The following is a 21,630-nucleotide window of genomic DNA, read 5'->3' on the forward strand; positions in this document are numbered from 1 at the left end:
AGTTAATAAAGTAGCGATTAACAAACAGGCATAAGCCATCAATCACTTCGCCATCGTATTTATTTTAATCTAAGCTGCCAAGGTTCTATGGTATCAAGTAATGATACGGCGAGTGGTTTATGAGAGTTATTTTGCCATTTGACAATATTATTAGCCGTCAAGAGATCCAATTGAGTGAGAAATTCAGCACGCGGTAGCGTGGTTGCACCCAAGCTCATCAAATGCTCATTTGGTAGCTGACAGTCGACCAGCGCCACATGGCTTTGTTCACATAAGCGCATTAAACCCCAAAATGCGAACTTTGAGGCGTTAGAGGCGATATGAAACATCGATTCGCCAAAGTAAATGCTACCTATTTTTAGACCATAAAGCCCGCCAATGAGTTGCCCTTTATCATTCCAAACTTCAATGCTATGTGCAAATCCTTGTGCATGCAGTTCGGTATAAGCCTCAATCATTTCATCATGAATCCAAGTATGTTCGCCCTCGGGCTGTTCATTATTGAGGCGATCACTGCGCGGTAAACTACAGGCATGAATAACGTCATCAAAAGCTTGATTCAGGGTTAATTGCCAACGCTCGCGGATGGCTTGCTTACGCATCGACTTGCTTGGCTTATAATTGGTTGGCACCATCACACAGCGCGGTTCAGGGCACCACCATGCAATTGGTTCATCTTCATTAAACCAAGGAAACAGACCCTGCGCGTAAGCAGAAATCAATGTTTCGGCTGCCAAATCTCCTCCGACAGCGACGATGCCAATGCCGTCAGGATCAACCATTAAAGGATCAGGAAAGTCATAACGCCCAAGACTTTTTAAGGTCTCAGGCGTGATGTGCTCATTGTTGTATTGAGAGAAATTACCCATTTAGGCTTCTTTATCAGCAGTCAATGTTGACGCATAAGTATGGTCAGCGGCTGTGGCTTCGCCAATCGCATCCAAGTATTTTTCAGCATCTAATGCGGCCATACAGCCCGTACCAGCAGAAGTGATCGCTTGACGATAGACATGATCTGCGACATCACCTGCGGCAAATACACCTTCGATGCTGGTTTGTGTGGCATTGCCGTCTAAGCCGCTTTTGACAATAAGATAGCCGTCTTTCATATCCAGCTGACCTTTAAATAAGTCTGTATTCGGCTTATGACCAATCGCGACAAACATGCCGAACACGTCTAATTGTTTAGTGCTGCCATCAATCATAGATTCGATGATTACGCCATTGACGCCCATGTCATCGCCGACGACTTCTTTGACTTTATGATTCCACTCGATTTTAATATTACCGTTTTTGACCTTTTCAAACAGTTTATCTTGGAGGATTTTTTCGGAGCGTAAGCTATCACGGCGATGCACCAAGGTCACTTCAGCGGCAATGTTAGATAAATATAGGGCTTCTTCAACAGCAGTATTACCACCACCGATGACAGCAACTTTTTGATCTTTATAAAAGAAACCATCACAAGTTGCACACGCTGATACGCCAAGACCGCGGAATTTGGTTTCTGACTCCAACCCCAAATACTGTGCTGATGCGCCAGTCGAGATAATAAGCGCATCACAAGTGTAGCTACCGTTATTACCCGTCAGCTCAAAAGGGCGCACGTTTAAATTGACTTCATTGATATGGTCATAAACCAGTTCAGTACCAAAGCGCTCGGCATGGGCTTTCATGCGATCCATCAATGCAGGACCTGTTAAGTCATGCGCATCGCCCGGCCAGTTATCGACTTCAGTGGTGGTAGTTAGCTGTCCACCTACTTCCATGCCCGTGACCATGACAGGTTTCAGGTTGGCACGTGCTGCATACACAGCCGCTGCATAACCAGCAGGGCCTGAGCCTAGGATAATGAGTTTTTCGTGACGTGGAGCGGTATTGTCAGTTGCCATGAGTTGTTCCTTGCTAAATATAAATGTTAAAAATACGAGTGAGCAATATAATAAAAAACAGCCTTCAAAATTGATGCTAATGGGATTTTCTAATCGCTGCGTGATAATAACATAAGGGCATTGGACGAAAAGTACAAGTTTGCTAAAACAAACACAGGTATGATTACAATCAAAGTATATTTCTCTTGAAATATTATGGTTAGAAACCGCTGGTATTTTATAGGTCTTATCTAATATGACTGTCCTTGTTCTATTCGTTATATTTTGCGAGTGACATAGGTTTTTGCTTAAACCGTATGATTTTTGCCTAAACCGTATACAGACTGATTTTATTGCACGCTTTCTTTGTAAGACGGTCGCCACTATCCCTATGTATTTGTTATTATAAGAAGTTATGCCAAGTGTGCCAAAGGCAAAAAGAAGGCTGTTGTATATCGCTTTTATAATAGACAATGTTTTCTGTACACTTCGCTAAGTGCGTTTGTATCAGCACTTTATATCCAACCCTTTATCAGCGCTTTATGTCAGCATGATTAGGCTTAGTCATGCATTGGCAACCATTTAGTATTAATAACAAGGCAGATCTTACGTGATATCAGCACCGCTTATTGAGTATTTAAAAAAGGGAATATTTACCCTCCTTGGGTTAATACTGGCCGTTTATCTATTTGTCATTTTGATGACATATACCAGTAACGATCCCAGTTGGTCGCATATCAGTAGCGATATGACCACGATTAATAATGTAGGCGGCGAATCGGGTGCTTGGTTATCTGACTTGCTTTATAGCTTCTTTGGTTTTGGTGCATGGTGGCTGCTGGCGTTTGTGGTTTATGAGTCTATCCTTATTTGGTGGGACAACAAGCCAACGTTTTGGCTGATGCGAGTGGTTGCTTATGTATTTTTATTATTAAGTGCCAGCGCTTTGTTTGCACAATTGGTGGCGTTAGTACAGCAATTGACCAATCCAGGAACGCTAGGACTAGAAAGCGTGGCTGGTGGCATTATTGGATTTGAATTACAGGCGCGTTTGGCACAGCTTTTATCGCAGTGGGGGAGTGTGATTTTCTTGACGGCATTCGTCATTATTACCGCGACTTTTGCCTTTAATATTCATTGGCTAGCGATTTATGAGAAGGTTAAGGCGCTATCGTGGCTTGGCTCAGGGGTGAAGCGTCAGGGTAGAATGCATGATAGCGTGTCAACCACGCCAGAAAACATCAATGCCAAGCAAAATGATGAAAATATAGCCAACAGTAATGCGAAAAAAGACGCAGCCGATCACGAGCAGCTGCCACTTGAATTGCAAGTTGCTGGCAATGCTCAAGCCGTAGACAACAGCGGTCGGTTCAGCAATGTGTTGTCAGAGTTCTTGGCAACGTCAGGGTTGGCTGAGAGCGTTAAAGCTTCTGTAGTTGCCGCAACACAAGCGGCGATGCCTAATTCAGCTGCTAAATCTAGTCGTGAGAATAGTGAGCCTATTCCTGTCTCAGTAGAAACACCTAGCAGTACTGTTCAAAATCTAGCAAGTCATACGATTACATCGACGCCGTCAAGTCCTGCCATGACTGCTATCCGTAAAGTCGAGCCAAGCTTTGCTTGGAATGACGCCAATACTGTCGATGACTTGTTAGCCAGCGAGCAAATGGCTTATCACGCTAATAATATGAACATTTCTGATTCAGCCGCTACTACTTCTGTATCTGCTGATAGCAATACTGAATCGTTAGAGACAGCGGTGCTAGACTCTACAGCGACATCAGCCGCAGAGATGTCCGAAGCTCAATCAACAGAGAACTTGCCGTCAACAGCTCAGCCATCAATAAATGAGCTGGTATACGGTGAGACGGCTGACAAAACGGATAATGAGCTTGAATCGTTTGAGTTAGAGGATAAAGTGGAGGCCGTTGATATACTGGCCGATGCATGGTTGGCAGAGCATGCGGATGTCTTAACATCTACAGCTATGCAGTCTATAGAAACAGGGCAACCTTCAGAAACAGTACAAGCAGCCAATAGGACTGAGCTGCCCAGACAAGCAGCAGTCACCGCGCCTGCGACAGACTCATCTAATAGCGAAATGAATGACTTTACTGATAAATGGTTTGATGAAGAGCCTGAACTGTCAGAGGATTTCGAGACTTCTTCTATATCTAATGAAGCGAGTATCGCCAAAGCAGTAGACGTGGTTGAACCAGTTGCTGATATGACGCCGACCAATACGCCACCGTCTAATCCTAAACTGCCGCCTACGGTAGAAACCCGCGTCACAGCGTCAGCTATTGAACCAATAGTCGCGCCTAAACCAACGGTAAGTTTTGCGGTACCCGAGGGCGATAGTAGCAATCATATCACTGACATGATGCCAGAGGATGACAGCGCTGAGGATGTCAATGCGCCCGTTATGCCAGATATTAGTGATGATGCCGCCTTCAGTCAAAAATCACGCTCGATGCAAACGGCTGCCTATCGCAGTAGCCTAACGCCTATTCCAGAGATTTCTATTTTGGATAAGCCAGACCCTGATCGTAAGCCCAGTTATACCGTCGCCGAGCTTGAGCAATTGTCAGAGCTATTAGAGATTAAATTACAAGAGTTTAATGTAAAGGCTAATGTGGTCAACGCCATTCCTGGTCCTGTTGTTACCCGCTTTGAAGTGGAGCTTGCTGCTGGCGTAAAAGCCAGTAAGGTTACCGGTATTTCACGTGATTTGGCGCGCTCGTTATCGATGGCGTCTTTACGTGTGGTTGAAGTCATTCCGGGTAAGCCATATATCGGTATCGAAGTACCCAATAAGCAGCGCGAAATGGTACGTTTGATTGAGCTATTGAATACCGAAAAATTCCAAGATCCTAAAGCCCAAATCAGCATGGCGATGGGTAAAGATATCGGTGGTAATGCCATCATTACTGACCTTGCCCGCGCGCCGCATATGTTGGTTGCTGGTACTACAGGGTCGGGTAAATCGGTATTGGTCAACTCAATGCTATTATCGATGCTACTCAAATATACACCAAATGAGCTGCGTCTCATTTTGATTGATCCAAAGCAGCTTGAGCTTGCTAACTATAATGATATTCCGCATCTATTAACACCAGTCGTTACCGATATGACCGAAGCGGCCAGTGCTTTGTCATGGTGCGTGGCAGAGATGGAGCGCCGTTATCAGCTGATGAGTTTGCTGAAAGTGCGTAAGCTTAATGAGTTTAATAAAAAGGTCATTGCTGCTGAAAAATCGGGCAATCCGATGCTTGATCCTTTGTGGCGACCTAATGACAGCGTGAGTATCAGCCAAGCACCGAAACTAAAAACTTTACCGATGATTGTCATTGTCGCGGATGAGTTTGCCGATATGATTATGCAGGTTGGTAAACAAGCCGAAGAGCTTATCACCCGTCTTGCACAAAAATCACGCGCAGCAGGTATTCATTTAATGCTTGCTACCCAGCGTCCATCGGTCGATGTCATCACGGGTTTGATTAAAGCCAATATTCCTGTACGTGCAGCGTTGAGAGTGAACTCAAAAGTAGATTCGCGGACGATTCTGGACAGTGGCGGTGCCGAAGACATGCTGGGTAATGGTGACATGCTATTTTTAGGACCTGGTCAAATTGAGCCAGACCGTGTGCATGGTGCGTATGTCAGCGATGAAGAGGTCAACCGTGTTTGTGATGCGTGGCGTGAACGCGGTGCGCCTGATTATATTGATAATATGGCAGGCAACTTTGAACTGTCTAGTCCTAGTGGCGGTGGTAGTACGGCGAATGCCTCTGGTGAGGACGATGACCTTTATAACGATGCTGTGGCCTTTATTATGGAGACGCGAAAAGTTTCTGCTTCTAGTATCCAGCGTAAATTTAGCATCGGCTATAACCGTGCCGCACGTATCGTAGATTCTATGGAGGACGCGGGATTGGTCAGCTCAATGGGCAAAAGCGGTAAGCGTGAGCTATTAATGTAGCGTTTAGATTATATTAGACAATAAAAAAGATGAGTCACGAAAGTGGTTCGTCTTTTTTATTGAAAAAATATGATAGCGCTCATGTCTGAGTGACCAATCAGTTTTTTTATCAATTATCAGCACTCGTTTTTTATACTAAACTGACCTTTGTTGATAGCATAAATATCACTTAATTTTTAGAAATGTCAGGTTCATTACTCAGCAAGGAGGCAGGTTATGTTTAAAGAATATACCCAATATGATGCCATAGCATTGGCGGCATTGGTCAATTCAGGTGAAGTCAGCGCTAAAGAGTTGTTAGATGCTGCCGTCTATCAAGCCAATACACTCAATCCAAAATTGAACGCCATCATCCATCGTTTCGATGAACGTGCCTATCATGCTGCACAGGCGGGATTACCCTCAGGTATATTTAATGGTGTGCCTTATTTGCTCAAAGATTTGTCATTTAGCTTTGCCGATGAGCCAATCACGATGGGCAGTCGTAGTGTTAATATCATCTCTGAGAGCGACAGTGAAATCGTCAAGCGCATGAAAGCCACAGGTGTGAATACCTTTGGCAAGACCAATACGCCAGAATTTGGTTTAATCATTACCACTGAACCAAAAGCCCATGGTGCGACTCATAACCCTTTCAAAAAAGGTTACAGCTCTGGCGGTTCATCGGGCGGTAGTGCAGCATCAGTAGCGAGCGGTATCGTACCGATGGCGGGCGCGGGTGATGGTGGTGGCTCGATACGCTTCCCTGCTGCTTGGTGCGGCGCGTTTGGACTCAAACCCAGCCGTGGTCGTAACCCGATAGGCCCTAAATTCGGGGAAGGCTGGGAAGGTGCAGTCGCAGATCACGTGATTACCCGCAGCGTACGTGACAGTGCCGCGATGCTCGACGCTACAAATGGCGCAGAGATTGGTGCGCCTTATGTCATCGCGCCACCTGATGGCACATTTTTGCAAGCAGCGATGCGAGCACCAAGGCAATTAACCATTGCCTTACATCAACAGCCATTGATTGCCAATACTGTGGTGGATAAAGAAGTGTTAGCCGTATTAGAGCAAACGGCTAAGCAGCTAGAAGCCATGGGTCATCGGGTCATACACGCCGAGCCGAATATCAATATCGAGCAGTTTTGGCGTGACTTTATGGTGGTGGTCTGCACCCATACCGCTTTTACCATTGATAATATCGAGCGTGACTTTGGAGTAGAACATATCAAAAATCTAGAGCCGCAAACCTATAATATGGCATTGCTGGGTCGCTCATTATCAGCCGTTGATTTGGCGCATGCTAAGCATGGTTGGCATCACAGTCAGTATCAAACTGGCTTGCTACTTGAAACCTATGACATGATTTTATGTCCGACCGTGCCGACACCTGCAGTTAAGCATGGTGTACTGCCACCAAGTCGTATGGATGAAATGCTCATGCGTAGCGCAGGATTGCTCAATAAGGGCATCGATATGGGTAAGTATGCCTTTAGCTCAGGTATGATCGAAAAGCTTAGTCAGCCTGTGCTGGGCAAAATGGCCTTTACATTACTGGGTAATATCACAGGATTGCCAGCGATGTCATTACCGGTAGGAATGAGTAAAAAAGGTTTGCCAATTGGGATGCAACTGATTGGGCGTATGAATGATGAAGCGACATTATTCAGTGTGGCAGGGGAGATGGAGCGAGCAGGGTTGTTTACCAAGGCAGCCTTTGAGAAGTAAGTTTGCATTCTATTGATTAAGTAATGATTACTTACGCCATTGCCAACATTTTGAATGGCAAAGAAAGCGCGTGCAAAGGTTACTTTAGTAGGACTCTCATATGTCAAGCTACTCAGATTTTTTGAAATCGATATTACTTAATCAAATCGATAAATATCCATGCCTAAGCTATGATGCGCCATGCTTTGATGGACAACTGAGACACGCTGACCTGTACCTAAGGCAAAAAACAATGGCAACAGATGCTCCTCACTCGGATGAATATCTTTATAGTCAGGATATTGCTGCCAATCTAAAGCGCTAGGAATGTCTGTTTTGAGCTGTTGTAGCAGCCATTGCTTAAATGCTTTAGCCGTTTGGTCAACACTATCTGCTTGCCAGCGTAATGCTTGCAGATTATGGGTAATGTTACCTGAACCGATGATCAGTATTTGCTCTTCACGTAGGCGCGCCAGCTGCGCACCCAATTGATAACAGGCGATACTGTCATAATGCTGCGGTAGAGAAACCTGTACGATAGGTATCTCAGCCTCTGGATATAAGTGCCTGAGCGGCGCCCACACCCCATGATCGCAAGCCCGCACTGGATTAACACTACAAGTAATACCGCGTGCAGTGAGCTGCTGGGCAAGGGATTCAGCAAGTGCTGGCTGACCAGATGCAGGGTATTGAAGCTCATATAGCTCAGGCGGAAAACCTGAAAAGTCGTGCCAAGTCTTGGGTTGCGGATTACTGCTTATTTCGAGTTTGGCGGATTGCCAATGCGCTGACATAATCAGGATGGCACGTGGCTTTGGTAAGTTTTGCCCAATACGTGCCAGTGCACTGGTCGTGGCAGATTGTTCAATGGCAAGCGTGGGTGCGCCATGCGAGATAAACAATGCTGGTAGCTTAGCCACATTTGACCCTGAAGCAGGTGCATCTGTCCAAACGCCAGTCGCTGTAATAGGCGTTGGCGAATGAGAGTACGAGTCATCAGGCTGATGAATTGAATGAGGGGCGGTAGGTGTCGCATGTTTTGGATATTTCATGTAGCGTTTATTAGGGCGCGCCGCGATTTTTCAATCGCTTCTATCATTGATATTGTTGCCCATAAACTATCAGCACAGAATATCGGCAAAAAATATTAGCACAGAATATGGTAGTGTTTAATGATTGCTTAATTGCCACGATGATAAGGATGATTGTTGTTGATACTCATCGCACGATACAATTGTTCCATTAGTACAACACGCACCAACGGATGCGGTAATGTCAGCTCTGATAGTGACAATTTTACATCGGCTTTGGCTAATACTTCTGGTGATACGCCGTCCGCACCACCGATCACCAGTGCAATATCATCACCTTGCTGCATGCCATCAGCTAATTTGTCAGCCAGCCCTTCTGTCGAAATCATCTTACCTTTGACATCCAGTACCCATAGTTGCTCACGCCCTGAAGCATTATGAGCGGCTAATATTGCCTGTCCTTCTTGCTCACGGTATTGTGCCAAATTGGCATCAGAAGGGTTTTTTGCGCGCTTTGCGGCAGCAATTTCCACGATTTCTGTGCTGAGCATAGGTTGGATACGCTTAAAATACTCATCGAACCCCGTCTGTACCCATTTAGGCATTTTATTACCGACGGTTAAAATCCTTACTTTCATAGCCAGTACCACTTTAATTTTAGTCATTAGTCAAATGTAACAAAAGAATTTTACGCTGAAGTGAACGTAACAAACAAGATTTTACGAAGCTTTTTTTATGCTTTACTAATCTTCGATAAGCAATAGGTATTACATCAAAGGCTGTATGGTTTGCGAGACACTATCTTCTGTATTTTGGTCATTATCACTCACATCAGTTGGGCTAGGTTTTGGAATGATAGTAAGCTTGGCATCAGACTCAAAAACGATGGCTTCAATATCATCGAAACGATGCACTCCTTCAGAGCGCATCGCACATTCAATCTCTTGACGAGTCAGCCGCTCAGCGCGCATGGCATCTGGCAAAAACTGCCCCTGATAAAAAACAATACGCGGCTCTGACAAAATAAAACTGCTAAATTGCGGTGATATAGAGGCGTATTTGGTGACTAAAAACTGCAATAAATAAAGTACTAAAATCGATGAGACCCCTTCGACAAAAGGAATATCTTTGAGCAGAATAGTACTGGCACCAAGTGAACCGATCATCACGGTGACGATCCAATCAAAATTATTGAGCTGCGAGGTGGAGCGTTTACCTGAAATTTTGGTCACCAGTACGATCAACACATAAACCATGACTGTCGTCAAAACGATGCGTCCAAGCTTGTCTATATTGTCAAAAAAAACCATGTCCATGATAAATGCTCCTATTAAAATATAAAACCGTTAATCACCCACAATCATCCAAAAGGTTACTCATTAAAGTTAGCCTAACGGATTTTATGTATTAATAGGGAGAAAAATTTGTAGCACCTTGTAGAGGTTTGGCTGAGACTTCCTCGCTCACATAGTTTTGCGTTTAGGGTCAAGCAGGCGATTGATCGCCCAAAGACTGATGCGAGCACTGACCAGTGTCAGCACCAATATCATCACCAGCGATGAGACCAATGGCAGTGGTTGCTGGACGGCCATCTCTAGTAGGACTTCGCGATTTACCGCATCAAACAACCAAAACCATATGGCTAAGAAGTAGATGACAGTCAGTAGCCAGACCACCGCGACGCCGCCAAACATTAAGCGATTGATTTCACCGCTATTCAATGCGCGCTGCTGATGTTTGACAAATTTACGAACCGCGATATAAGCCCCGATAATGATAGACAATACCGTTACCAGTTGCGAATTCACAGCAAGCTTGGTTTGAATCATCATAAATATTGCGCTGGCAAGCGTATAGCCAATCGCGAAATATCCTACATATTGTGCCAGTTTAGGCTGCGCTGACTCATGGTTTTTCGGCAGCGGCTCGCCACCTGAATGAGTCTTGGATTTATTGAGGTTGGTTGTCTTGCGTGACATAAGTGAACCTTTATAAAGGTGGAAAATAGGATGTGAAAAACACTTAATGCTGCGCCGTCCAATCAAGCATTGCATCTAGCACAGGTCTGGCTGTATAAGCGTTATGTGCTTGCTCACTATTGATGAGTCCAACCACGACATAATCCTGTCCCGACAATCCTTTGACATAGCCTGCCATCGAGGTGACGTTGTTTAAGGTACCTGTTTTTATCCACGCACGACCAATGGCTGCTGATTCTGGTAGGCGTTCACTATGAGCGGTAATGGTGCCACTGACGCCAGCGATACCTAACGAGTTGACGTAAGCGTTAAAACTTGGATGGCTATAAGCATAAGTTAATAGCTCGCTTAGGTTGGCAGCTGTGATGGTACAGTCGCGGCAGAGTCCTGAACCATTGGTCAAATGGGGCGGCGGTGTGCTTAGATTGGTCTGCCACCATTGATTAATAGTATGCAATGCGACAGGATAGCTCGTCGCAGTCGGCGTGCCAAATTGATACAAGCTATGTGAACCATTAATAGCTTTATCGAGTGTTTTATTATCAACTTTGTCATAAACACCAATCGATAACGCCACTTGCTCAGTCATCACATTGTTTGAAAAGTGATTGATATCGTAAATCTGCTGCGTCAAATTCAATGATGGGTAGCTGACAATAGGCAGCGGTGATACAGGAAGTGCTGCCAGACCATGCGTTGATTTGGTGCTTTTCGTTGTAATATAAGGTGCTTCTTGAGTGATGACACTACCACTCAGCGTATTGCCTAGCTCTTGCCATTTTGCGGCAATAACGCGTGCTGCAAAATCTTTGGCATCAGGATAAGCCACATAAAAAGCATGCTCTTGGCAGCTATTTGGCAACTGAGTATTTAACACCAATTGTTTTGTTTGCCACTCAGGTGCGAGACTATAACGCGCTTGCCCACAGGCCGCCGAACGCGTATTTATGATGCTGGGCAAATCATAATTTGCTAATTTTGGTGTATAAGTCAGATTTGCTTGGTCATCGTTTAACGGATAGCTTTTGATACCGATGGTACTAAAATTCACCAAAAAACCATCGGGACTGGCGTTATAAGGACGCAGTGGCGAGTTATCAAAGGCAGCAGGGTCTTTACTGACATTTTTAAAGACGCCACTGTCAATGATAATATCACCGTCAATATGATGGATACCGGACGACTGTATTTTGTAAAGGAGCTGTTTTAAACGCTCGTGGGTCATTTTTGGATCGCCGCTGCCTTGAATAATCAAATCGCCATGCAGACGGTCACCGATAACAAGGCCTGTATGATAGACACGGGTATGCCAGACAAAATCAGCGCCTAGGGTGTCTAAAGCAATAAAGCTGGGAACGAGTTTCATGGTGCTGGCAGGCGTGCGAGCGATATCGGCTTGATGGTTCAGCAACGGCGAAAATGAAATTTTTATGGAGGGGTTATCAGTACTGATGTCATCAGTTTTATCATTATTAGCATTGGTGTTAATGATAGCTGTTTTTGCTTTATCACCCAATATCGTTGGGATGCTTTCTAAGCTTTGATAAGTATAAGGATCATCGGTGTAAGCATGCAGTTTTTTCTCATGCTTTTCAATGGTACGCTGCTCAATAGTAATCAGCGTACTCTGTTGGCGCACATGGTTATTATTGGTTTTGTCATTATTATTTTGCGTGGCTTTTTGAGAGTTACTTGTTATATCAGCATTTATATTGGCAGTCGGTTTTGTCTGAAGAGCGGGTTTAGATGAGCGGTGTGTGCTGCTATCAATAACCTGAATGGGGGCGGGCAGGTGACTGGCATTTTTATCACCGACTGGTGTGACGATAATACTAATATCAGCTTCTGTTAAATCGGCTCGTGATAATGCTGCTTCGATGGCTTTTGGTAGTGCTGCTTGTGCATGGATGGGCAATAGTGTCGCCGTTGCTAATAACGCCATGATAGGTACGTATTTAGCAGGCGGCTGCGACGGTCGCTGATAACGACAGAAAGGGAATAACTTGGCAGTAAAAGCAGAGGAATGACGGAGTTTAGAGGTGGGTCGCATGAGCATCTTTCATCAGGTGGCAAAAACAGCCTATGGTAACATGAGTTGCCGTTTTCGCGTAGATGGCAGGCGTAGATGAAAACCTGTTTTTATCTGAATTTTTAAAATACGAATGCACGCTAGCGCACATGTAAAAATGCCATGGCGGTCATGATGGCATCGTTGTAAGCATCATGAGCGCCTAGATCGGGTATATTATAATGCGCTAAAATATTAGTCAGATGCTGCGCTTGGCTAGATAGCCCTTGGGTTTGACCACTCATGCGCCGACTATATAAATGGCGCAAATCGATGACTTCGTTGGGTAATGCTGTGCCCATATAGCGTTTGACCAGAGGGTTTAAAAACGCTGTGTCTAAACTCGTACAAAACCCCACAATTGGGCGATTGCCTATAAATGGCAACAACAGAGCCAGCATCTCATCGTAGCTCATACCATGCTCAACATCGGCAGTACGTAGACCGTGAATCACAATGGTGTCACGGTCTGGCATCACAGGTGGTCTGCATACGATATGCATGCCATTACCGGTATCGATTGTATTGTCATTGATATGAATCGCGGCGACAGACAATAAATGGTGATTTTTTGGATTGAGTCCCGTCATTTCGCAGTCAATCGCTACCCATTGCTTAGCCACAGGTTTGGTAAACATCGATGCCAATTCTGGGCGCTGTAGCTGCGTTTTTTGCCAAGCGCAGGATAACTGTGTTAGCCAACTCATAGTTGTCGCTCATCCATTTATGCGATTGTTTTACTTATGCGAGCTCTAGTTGATAATGCTGACGTAGCTGATTTTTAAAGCTTTTAACAACGGCCAAACACTCTTTTAATAAGTCGCGCTCAAGCGCGGTCAAGGTCATTGGGTTGACTTGCCGTGCATGTTTATCATCGGTTGATAATGCGACTGATAGGCGCTGTGCCATAAAAAACTCCAAGGCTTCTAGTAGAGTATCTGCGCGCTCTTGGGTCAAGGCGCGCGCTTGTACCAAAGCTTTAAGACGATTTTTACTACTGGGCAGCTCTAAGATATCGTTTTCTAACGCCAAGGTACGAATGCCATGAACCAGTGGAAAAATACCGGCTTTCTTTAGATCAATGTCTTCTGACCCGGATTTACCACCGAGCAAAGGCACGAATTTTTGCCACCACTGATTGACATCACCGAACTGTAGCGCGGCGCGCGCGAACTGGCGTACAAACATAGGGTCTGACTGCCTGTGGGCAACCTTTAAATGTTGACGCACCTGAGTCAATAATGACTCATCTCCGCAGACATATTCGCCATCGAGTATGGCAGACAAATAAATACCATGCATGGGATCCGTATTTCTAAACCATAAACCAATCTGGGCATTAAACTGTTTTAGCGGCTGTCGCCACATAGGGTTGGTCATCATGATATTACCATCGCACAGTGGATAACCGAGGTCTGCTAAATGCTGATTAAAAGTATCCGCAAATTCTGCCAGATCAGGGTGAGTATAGCCGTCACGTAAGATGAGCGCATTGTCTTGGTCAGTACGCATGATTTGCTCACCGCGCCCCTCGGAGCCCATCACAATCAGGCAGGTATTTGTCATGACCTCATCAGGCACGATAAGCTGCCAGAGCTTGGTAAATACCTGTGCATTCAAGGTCTGTACCATACGGCTGATATTACCGATTTTGACACCGTTTTGATGTTGTGCGCGAATGTAACGACCGATAAGCTCGACGGCGGTATCTAAGCTCGATAAGTCTTTTGCTTGCTCGATTTGGATACTAATGAGCTGTGAATGATGACCAATATGCGCAAGCATATCGCTTTGTCCCAATATACCGACGACATCCCCATTTTGATCCATCACTGGTAGCCGATGGATGCGATAGCGGGTCATGGTCAATAATGCATCACCAATCTCATCACTGGCTTTGATGGTACGCAGGTTAAAATTAGCATAGTGCTGGCAGGGGGTAGTGGCTGGATCTTGCTGGTCACTCACGGCGCGGCAAATGTCGGTATCGGTCAAAATACCCAATAGATGACCAGTACCAAATCGCACCTCTCCCTCGTGTTTTAGGTTGTCTAATGGTTGCACTAGTACGTGTTTTAGCCCCGCTTTCGTCATGATAGACGCGGCTTCGTATAAGCTGTTATTGGCGTTGACGATATGGACTGGCAATAGATTGACATCAATGACGGGCTGCAACATGATTTGCTGCACTTCTTGTTGGTCATTGTAGCTGGCAGAGACTATGGATTTATTATTGCGGCGCTGCTGTAATGCCTTTAGCCGTTCGGGCAATTTGTCTGACAGCATTTGGCGCACTAGATGATTTTGGGCGCTGATTTTATCGACTGCGCTACCAGCGACTTGGAGCAACAAGGTATCCTCAGCGGCTCGAAACTGATAGGTCTGCAGCGCTTCAGTATTAGGGCTATTCTCAGTCAATGATTCAGGCAGACGACGGCTGTCAAACCAGTCGTTATTATTGAGATGGTCGGAGTGATTACTACCCAAGTAAGAGGCAACAAACTCACCATCAAGCAATTGCTCAATCTGCCCTTTAATGACCACATACAGATACTGCAACTCTTCGGCAGTTAGATTCTCATTTTTGGCGAGGTAGCGGATTTGGGTATTTTTCCTGATGCTTTGGCGTTCAGCCAGACTCAATACGTCAAAGGGCGGCTGGGTAAAGTCAAGATGGGGCATGGCATCATCCTTGATGGCATATTTGGTAAAAGATAATCGATGATAAAAGACACTTTACTATAGCATTATTAAAGCAAAAAACCTCTAATAACCACAGTAATATTGTGGCTATTAGAGGTTGCTGTTTTTTTGAAAGCTTTTGCGTATAAAGCGACTGCTTATGCGCCTAGTAATTTTCTAATACGGTTTATTGCTTCACGGCTTTCATCAACACTCGCAACGAGCGCAATGCGCACATAGCCTTGCCCAGGGTTTTTGCCATCAATATCACGTGACAGATAGCGCCCTGCTAGTGCGTGAATATTGGCCTGCTCGTACAGTGCTTTGACGAACCGCTCATCATCCCCATCGAACGGCTCAGGGACCTTTATCCAAAAGTAGAATCCAGCCTCAGGCATTCGTAACTCTAGTAGCTCACCAAGCTCAGACATCCACAAGGCAAACTTTTCTTGATACAGAGCGCGATTGTGTGCCACATGCTTTTCATCTTGCCATGCAGCGATCGAGGCGAGCTGATGTGGTATCGGCATCGCACAGCCTTGATAAGTACGATATTGCAGATAAGCTTGCAAAATAGTGGCATCACCTGCCACAAACCCTGAGCGTAAACCAGGCAGATTTGAACGCTTAGATAAAGAGTGAAAGACAATACAGTTTTTGAAATCATGACGACCGAGGGCAGCGCAGGCTTGCAATAGTCCAATCGGCGCCGTATCAAAATACAGCTCGCTATAGCACTCGTCACTAGCAATAATAAAATCGTACTGATCTGACAGGCGAATGAGATACTCCCAATCCTCCATTGTCATGACCGAGCCCGTCGGATTGTTCGGACTACAAACAAACAGCAACTGCGTGCGCGCCCAAACGTCTTTTGGTACGGCGCGATAGTTGCCTTTAAAGTCATCGTCCAGTGTACAAGGCACAAAATAAGGCTCGGCTTGCGCCAGTATCGCTGCACCCTCATATATTTGGTAAAAAGGGTTGGGCATGACTATTGTAGGAGCAGTCGTAGGAGCAGTCATAGAAGAAACGGCAGATAATGGGTCAGAGACAGACAGCGGACTACTCTCTGTATCGCTTACTTTATGATCCACGACTGCTTGTACCAGACTAAAAATAGCTTCGCGTGTGCCCATTACTGGCAATACTTGCGTATTGGCATCGACATGGTTCAAAAAGAAGCGTTTTTCTAGCCAATGCGCGATGGTTTGGCGCAGCTCAAACATGCCATTAGTCGTTGGATAACGACTTATTTTGTCCAAATTTTCACGTAGTACGTCCAGCACGAACGCTGGCGGCTCATGTTTTGGTTCACCAATACCGAGCTTGATTTCACTGTAGTCATGGGCTGGCACACTGTTAGCAAGCAATGTTGCCATCTTTGCAAAAGGGTAAGGATGCAGGTACGTTAAGTTGTGATTCATAAGTAGGGTAACTATAATAGACAATTAATAATAAAGTTATAAAGAAAAATTACATTTAAGCAGTGTAGCACTTCTCTTATTTTTTGTCTTTTACTTCTCTTGCTTAAGCTGCTTAGCTATTTAACCATAAATTATAATAACTAATGAAGCCGTCACAGATTTAAAAATCCTAAAAAAAGCTTATCAATTGATAACTTATAACAATACAAAAAACTGCTGTCAGCCCTAATGATAGATTATGGTGAGGATAATTTGATATGCCTAGTATCTCAAAAACTAATGATCTTAACGCGACAGACATTCAAGATGAAAATTTTGATGATGCGCAACAGCGAACCAAATTGTACGAACTATTAAAACAGCGGGAGCAAAGCTGGTGGCAAGCTCGCCAGCAATTAATTAGCCATAAAGAACGAAAAATGTTTTGGTATGGTGAAAACAGCTTGATGATGTGGTTACTGTGGCAACTGGTCAGTTACGTGATCGTTGCGATGGTGCTGATGTTGCTTAGCAATCAGCTCGGTATTTTACTGCCCTTATGGCAATATATTGCCTTATTTGTCTTACAGACAGTGGTTTTTGTGGCCATGCTCGCGTCCAAAAGTCGAATGGCAGACAGCTTGCAGCGTAAAATCGATAAAGATGAGTTGATGCGTGAAGAGGCACTGAATGAGATGATTATCTTAGCAGAGGACAGCCTTTATCCCGATGTGCATGCCAAATCGCCTATTTCTCTAAGACAAATCTATGAGTGTTTTGAGGGGGATTTTCATTTAGCAAGTTTGCATTGTTTGCTGCAAAAAGAGGTCAACGCTGGGCGTTTAATACTGACGCAAAAGCAGATTGAAGCAGAGATTCTGCCACCAGATCTTGCGGATGATGAGCTCAATGAGCACGCTAGCGAAATGATATATAAAAGCACCTTATAAAAGGTGCTTTTGGTATTAACGGGTTAAAAAATACAAAGCATGCCATCAATGAATGGATGATACACGCTGAGTATTTATCTTAGACTTATCTTGTAAGCCCATTTGTTCAATCACATTTGCTGTAAGCAGCAGGCTGCTCTCTTTGCATACTGAGACTGGCCATCAAGGCGGATCGTAGTGCGTCAAGTCTAGCAGCAGATAGCGGTTCATCATTTTGATCGCTGATATAAAACATATCTTCTGCACGTTCGCCCAAAGTGGTGATACGCGCCGCATGCACCTCAATTTTCTCCTGCAAAAATACCTGTCCTACTCTTGCCAATAGTCCCGGCTGATCAAGGGTTTCTAAGCTCATAATATGCTGATCAGAAGCCTCATTAAAATCAAAATTAATCACCGTGGTCACTTCAAAGTGTCTGAGCTGACGCGGTATGCGCTTATTGGTAAGTTTCAGTAGTGTCGGGTCTTTAAAGGCATTGATTAGGCGCTGTTTGAGCTCTTGTTGACTGTCCTCATCGACCAATAGTGTGCCACTGGGATCAAGCAGTACATAGGAGTCCAAAGCAAAATCGCGGGTAGCAGTAATGATACGGGCGTCTAAAACATCCAAGTTCATTTGATCGAATACAGCCATGGTGACTGCAAACAGGTTCGTCTGATCTTGGGTATAAACAAAGACCTGTACCGCATCAAGGGCCAACTCACGATGCTCACGTAATACCACCAATGGCGGGCTATCTGCATTAGAAGCAAGACCAATCGGCGGATGGTTCAAAATGGCTTCGGTATGCCATAAGATGTCTTCAGGAATTTCTCTCAAGAAATATTCATCACCCAAATCATCCCATAGCCTCAAGACTTCATCGCGATTCATGTGTTGATTGTTGACATTATCGAGCATCGCTAATGCTTGGGTGCGTGTGGCCCTGATCATATCTTGGCGATTAGTAGGTGCATCGATATCAGCGCGCAAAATGCGCCGAGTTTGTGAGTATAACTGTTTCATTAATGTGGCACGCCAGCTGTTCCACAACTGTGGATTGGTCGCATTCATATCCGCAACAGTGAGCACATATAAATGATTGAGGTGGGTGACGTTACCGACTAAGTTGGCAAAAATAGTGACCACTTCTGGATCTGAGATGTCTTTTTTCTGAGCAGTCATCGACATCAATAAATGATAGCGAGTTAGCCAACCGACCAAATTGGCATCTGCCAGACTCATACCATGCGCCAAACAAAATTCAGTCGACTCGGTTTGACCAAGCTCACTATGGTTGCCACCGCGACCTTTGGCAATATCATGGAACATGGCGGCCAGTACCAAGATTTCCTTGCGCTCGATACGTTGAAAGATAGAGCTGACCAGTGGGAAATCTTCATAAAACCGTGGGTCGGTGAAGCGATGCAAAATCCGAATCAAAAATAAGGTATGCGCATCAACCGTATAACGGTGAAATAAATCATATTGCATCAGACCCGTCACTTGGGCGAACGCAGGAATGTAGCTGCCTAAGACGCCGTAGCGATTCATGGCACGCAGGCGATGAAACAGATAATTCTGCTCTTTTAAATTGGCTAAAAAGAGCGCTTGGTGAGCGGGGTTATCACGGTAGACTTGATCGATGCCACGCGCGGCGATTTTTAGCGCACGCAACGTATGAGTACGCACGTTTTTGATACCGTACTGACCCATCAGTAAAAACATCTCTAGGATAGCATCAGGGTGCTGAGCAAAAACCCGATGATGCGCCATGGCGATTTGGTCACCAACTTGGTTGAAGCGCGCATTGATTGGCTGCTTTTTTGGACGCTCATCATCAGGCAACTGCGGCTCTATAATCGTCTCGTAATAGTGATTGGTCAGCATCTCAGACAGCGTTGATATCTGCATGGCACAGCGATAATAGTCGCGCATAAAACGCTCGACGGCGGCATTTGGCTGATCGTCTGGCTGCGTCTCATAACCCATCAACTGGGCAATTTCACGCTGATAATCAAACAGCAGCTTGTTTTCGTTGCGACCAGTCAATACATGCAGATAATGACGTATTTGCCATAAATAACCTTCTGCAAAGTTCAGCTCATCGAACTCTTTTTCAGTCAAAAAGTTTTGTTGTACTAAGTCATACAGCTTACCCACTCGAAAATAGCGTTTGGTTACCCAGCCGATGATATGAATGTCGCGTAGACCACCAGGGGCGGTTTTTATATTGGGTTCAAGGTTGTACTCGGTGGCATTGTGCTGTAAGTATCGTGCTTTAGCTTCTGCGATTTTTACTTCAAAAAACTCACGTGGCGACCACTGTTTATTGACAATTTGAACGGGCACATCCTGTAAAGCCTCATTACCAATTAATAGCCGAGCTTCTAGCTGGGCACTGGCAATGGTGTGATCGAGCGACGCCTCTAAAGCGTCATTAACACTACGTACCGAGAGAGCAGGCTCTAATCCTATATCCCACAATAGCGCCACCAACCGATCTATTTTCCCACTGGCATCAGCACCAATCTCATCAGGGGAGAGCAATAAAATGTCGATGTCTGAATAAAGCGACAGCTCGCCGCGACCATAACCGCCTGTGGCAAATAAAGCCAAATCTGTTTTATCCAGCTCAAACCAGTTAAACAAGGCAGTCAGCAATTCGTCGATCGCACCAGAGCGTGCCGCGACCAATTGACGAATATTGACACCGCGTTCAAGTGCACGGTTAATATCTTGATTAATTTGAGTCAACCAGTGAGGAATACCCAGTAGCGACTTTTCAGTGACAGGGGTGTCCGCTAGCAGTGATGCGTTTGTCGCTATATCCTTTGATAATAGAGGTAAAGGTGTCAGATCGATAGAAGCGACATCACAAGTAAACATGAGTGTTATCCCGTTAAGAGTTTTAAAATAAAACGTTTCAGCTGAAAAGCGTAGAATCACCAGTGTGCTGGTAGCTGACACAAGCCACAAATATAAGTTACCAATATAAGTTATTAAGTCATCAGAGTATAAAGATAAAAAGCGGGTGAGCACAATACTCAATATGACCTAATTATTGGCCAAAAAAAAGACCGCCTAGGCGATCTTTTTTGATATTACTGGGTCAAAAAACTTAGGTCTTCTTCAGGGCGAGTGGTAAACACCTCACAGCCATTATCGGTCACGACCATCGTATGCTCCCACTGTGCTGACAGCTTACGGTCTTTAGTAATTGCCGTCCATTCATCAGGCAAAATCTTGGTTTGCCATGTACCTTGGTTAATCATCGGCTCGATGGTAAAGGTCATGCCTGTTTTTAGCTCAAAGCCTGTACCTTTTTTGCCATAATGCATGACTTGCGGCTCATGGTGAAACTCATTACTAATGCCGTGACCACAGAACTCGCGAACGATACTGAAACGTTCAGGCTCGACCACTGCTTGGATAGCAGCACCGACATCACCTAGACGCGCACCGTTTTTGACGACACTCATACCAGCATATAGGGCGTCTTGTGCCACTTTGCAGATACGTTGTGCCATGATAGAGCCGTTACCAACGATCCACATTTTTGAGGTATCGCCATAGTAGCCATCTTTTATCACGGTCACATCGATATTGATGATATCACCATCTTTCAGTAGCTTGTTTTCGGCTGGAATACCATGACAAACCACATGATTAATCGAGGTACAAATTGATTTTGGGAAGCCATTATAGTTAAGCGGTGCAGGAATAGCCTGTTGCACATTAACGATATAGTCATGGGCGATTTGGTTAAGTGCCTCGGTACTGATGCCAACTCGAACGTGCTCATCGAGCATGACAAGGACATCACTGGCAAGTTTACCGGCCACGCGCATTTTTTCTATGGCTTCTGGGGACTGGATAAGGGATTTTTTAGTCATCATTATATTACTTATAGTTATGGAATTAATGGCTTGAATTATAACATAAATGAAGACGCTACTGTTTTACGTTAAGTGATAGTGAACCTATCATTA

15 protein-coding genes are annotated in these 21,630 nt (G+C 44.8%); 3 read left to right on the forward strand and 12 right to left on the reverse strand.

All coding sequences use genetic code 11. From position 1 onward, the window contains the following. Nucleotides 1-59 precede the first annotated feature (59 nt). Both aat and trxB read right to left on the reverse strand, forming a co-directional pair. Complete coding sequence (gene aat, locus ACP69U_RS03450) at nucleotides 60-869, reverse strand: leucyl/phenylalanyl-tRNA--protein transferase (RefSeq protein ID WP_426137818.1); 810 nt, start codon at nucleotides 867-869, stop codon at nucleotides 60-62. After that, nucleotides 870-1,892, reverse strand: coding sequence for a thioredoxin-disulfide reductase (gene trxB, locus ACP69U_RS03455; RefSeq protein WP_045456114.1), 1,023 nt, complete (start codon nucleotides 1,890-1,892; stop codon nucleotides 870-872). It abuts the gene before it with no gap. 589 nt (nucleotides 1,893-2,481) lie between these two features. Between trxB and ACP69U_RS03460 the strand changes: the two genes are divergently transcribed. Beyond that, entirely contained in the window at nucleotides 2,482-5,853 is a 3,372-nt protein-coding gene (locus ACP69U_RS03460) for a DNA translocase FtsK (RefSeq protein ID WP_426137819.1), read from the forward strand. A 216-nt stretch (nucleotides 5,854-6,069) separates the two neighbouring features. Further along, nucleotides 6,070-7,563 (forward strand): amidase, encoded by a 1,494-nt coding sequence (locus ACP69U_RS03465; protein WP_426137820.1) that lies wholly within the window; start codon nucleotides 6,070-6,072, stop codon nucleotides 7,561-7,563. A gap of 137 nt (nucleotides 7,564-7,700) precedes the next feature. On the opposite strand, the gene ACP69U_RS03470 is transcribed toward ACP69U_RS03465, so the two are convergent. The 8 genes from ACP69U_RS03470 to dapC form a co-directional block, all read right to left on the reverse strand. Continuing rightward, a complete protein-coding gene (locus ACP69U_RS03470) occupies nucleotides 7,701-8,594 on the reverse strand; it encodes a DODA-type extradiol aromatic ring-opening family dioxygenase (protein WP_426137821.1) in 894 nt (297 codons plus the stop codon). 128 nt (nucleotides 8,595-8,722) lie between these two features. Then, nucleotides 8,723-9,211, reverse strand: a complete 489-nt coding sequence (rlmH, locus tag ACP69U_RS03475; RefSeq protein WP_426137822.1) for a 23S rRNA (pseudouridine(1915)-N(3))-methyltransferase RlmH — start codon at nucleotides 9,209-9,211, stop codon at nucleotides 8,723-8,725. A 129-nt stretch (nucleotides 9,212-9,340) separates the two neighbouring features. Beyond that, nucleotides 9,341-9,889: a DUF421 domain-containing protein gene (locus ACP69U_RS03480; protein WP_426137823.1), complete on the reverse strand. Its 549-nt coding sequence runs from the start codon at nucleotides 9,887-9,889 to the stop codon at nucleotides 9,341-9,343. Nucleotides 9,890-10,036: 147 nt separating this feature from the next. Beyond that, the gene (locus ACP69U_RS03485) at nucleotides 10,037-10,552 is read right to left on the reverse strand and encodes an ABZJ_00895 family protein (RefSeq protein ID WP_045447693.1); all 516 of its coding nucleotides are present in this window, start codon (nucleotides 10,550-10,552) and stop codon (nucleotides 10,037-10,039) included. A 43-nt stretch (nucleotides 10,553-10,595) separates the two neighbouring features. After that, a complete protein-coding gene (dacB, locus tag ACP69U_RS03490) occupies nucleotides 10,596-12,602 on the reverse strand; it encodes a D-alanyl-D-alanine carboxypeptidase/D-alanyl-D-alanine endopeptidase (RefSeq protein ID WP_426137824.1) in 2,007 nt (668 codons plus the stop codon). 119 nt (nucleotides 12,603-12,721) lie between these two features. Beyond that, a complete protein-coding gene (locus tag ACP69U_RS03495) occupies nucleotides 12,722-13,327 on the reverse strand; it encodes a 3'-5' exonuclease (RefSeq protein WP_045447696.1) in 606 nt (201 codons plus the stop codon). 34 nt (nucleotides 13,328-13,361) lie between these two features. After that, nucleotides 13,362-15,302, reverse strand: coding sequence for a DUF294 nucleotidyltransferase-like domain-containing protein (locus ACP69U_RS03500; RefSeq protein ID WP_426137825.1), 1,941 nt, complete (start codon nucleotides 15,300-15,302; stop codon nucleotides 13,362-13,364). Between the two features lie 158 nt (nucleotides 15,303-15,460). Beyond that, nucleotides 15,461-16,729: a succinyldiaminopimelate transaminase gene (gene dapC / locus ACP69U_RS03505; protein ID WP_426137826.1), complete on the reverse strand. Its 1,269-nt coding sequence runs from the start codon at nucleotides 16,727-16,729 to the stop codon at nucleotides 15,461-15,463. A gap of 257 nt (nucleotides 16,730-16,986) precedes the next feature. On the opposite strand from dapC, the gene ACP69U_RS03510 reads away from it, so the two are divergent. Further along, nucleotides 16,987-17,658 carry a hypothetical protein gene (locus ACP69U_RS03510; RefSeq protein WP_426137827.1) on the forward strand — a complete coding sequence of 224 codons (672 nt, stop codon included), beginning with the start codon at nucleotides 16,987-16,989 and terminating at the stop codon, nucleotides 17,656-17,658. A 106-nt stretch (nucleotides 17,659-17,764) separates the two neighbouring features. Here ACP69U_RS03510 and glnD read toward each other — a convergent pair whose 3' ends face one another. Both glnD and map read right to left on the reverse strand, forming a co-directional pair. Beyond that, complete coding sequence (glnD, locus tag ACP69U_RS03515) at nucleotides 17,765-20,527, reverse strand: [protein-PII] uridylyltransferase (RefSeq protein WP_426137828.1); 2,763 nt, start codon at nucleotides 20,525-20,527, stop codon at nucleotides 17,765-17,767. 215 nt (nucleotides 20,528-20,742) lie between these two features. Next, on the reverse strand, nucleotides 20,743-21,534 hold the full coding sequence (gene map / locus ACP69U_RS03520) for a type I methionyl aminopeptidase (protein ID WP_372815769.1): 792 nt from the start codon (nucleotides 21,532-21,534) through the stop codon (nucleotides 20,743-20,745). Between the last annotated feature and the right edge of the window lie 96 nt (nucleotides 21,535-21,630).

Source organism: Psychrobacter sp. TWR1-1-1 (assembly GCF_049895865.1).
Taxonomy (GTDB): Bacteria; Pseudomonadota; Gammaproteobacteria; order Pseudomonadales; family Moraxellaceae; genus Psychrobacter; species Psychrobacter immobilis_A.

Excerpts from the sequence above, each read along its gene's own strand:
- aat (WP_426137818.1), bottom strand. The coding sequence starts at position 869 with ATGGGTAATTTCTCTCAATACAACAATGAGCACATCACGCCTGAGACC.
- trxB (WP_045456114.1), bottom strand. The coding sequence starts at position 1,892 with ATGGCAACTGACAATACCGCTCCACGTCACGAAAAACTCATTATCCTA.
- ACP69U_RS03465 (WP_426137820.1), top strand. The coding sequence starts at position 6,070 with ATGTTTAAAGAATATACCCAATATGATGCCATAGCATTGGCGGCATTG.
- ACP69U_RS03470 (WP_426137821.1), bottom strand. The coding sequence starts at position 8,594 with ATGAAATATCCAAAACATGCGACACCTACCGCCCCTCATTCAATTCAT.
- rlmH (WP_426137822.1), bottom strand. The coding sequence starts at position 9,211 with ATGAAAGTAAGGATTTTAACCGTCGGTAATAAAATGCCTAAATGGGTA.
- ACP69U_RS03480 (WP_426137823.1), bottom strand. The coding sequence starts at position 9,889 with ATGGACATGGTTTTTTTTGACAATATAGACAAGCTTGGACGCATCGTT.
- ACP69U_RS03485 (WP_045447693.1), bottom strand. The coding sequence starts at position 10,552 with ATGTCACGCAAGACAACCAACCTCAATAAATCCAAGACTCATTCAGGT.
- dacB (WP_426137824.1), bottom strand. The coding sequence starts at position 12,602 with ATGCGACCCACCTCTAAACTCCGTCATTCCTCTGCTTTTACTGCCAAG.
- ACP69U_RS03495 (WP_045447696.1), bottom strand. The coding sequence starts at position 13,327 with ATGAGTTGGCTAACACAGTTATCCTGCGCTTGGCAAAAAACGCAGCTA.
- ACP69U_RS03500 (WP_426137825.1), bottom strand. The coding sequence starts at position 15,302 with ATGCCCCATCTTGACTTTACCCAGCCGCCCTTTGACGTATTGAGTCTG.
- dapC (WP_426137826.1), bottom strand. The coding sequence starts at position 16,729 with ATGAATCACAACTTAACGTACCTGCATCCTTACCCTTTTGCAAAGATG.
- ACP69U_RS03510 (WP_426137827.1), top strand. The coding sequence starts at position 16,987 with ATGCCTAGTATCTCAAAAACTAATGATCTTAACGCGACAGACATTCAA.
- glnD (WP_426137828.1), bottom strand. The coding sequence starts at position 20,527 with ATGTTTACTTGTGATGTCGCTTCTATCGATCTGACACCTTTACCTCTA.
- map (WP_372815769.1), bottom strand. The coding sequence starts at position 21,534 with ATGACTAAAAAATCCCTTATCCAGTCCCCAGAAGCCATAGAAAAAATG.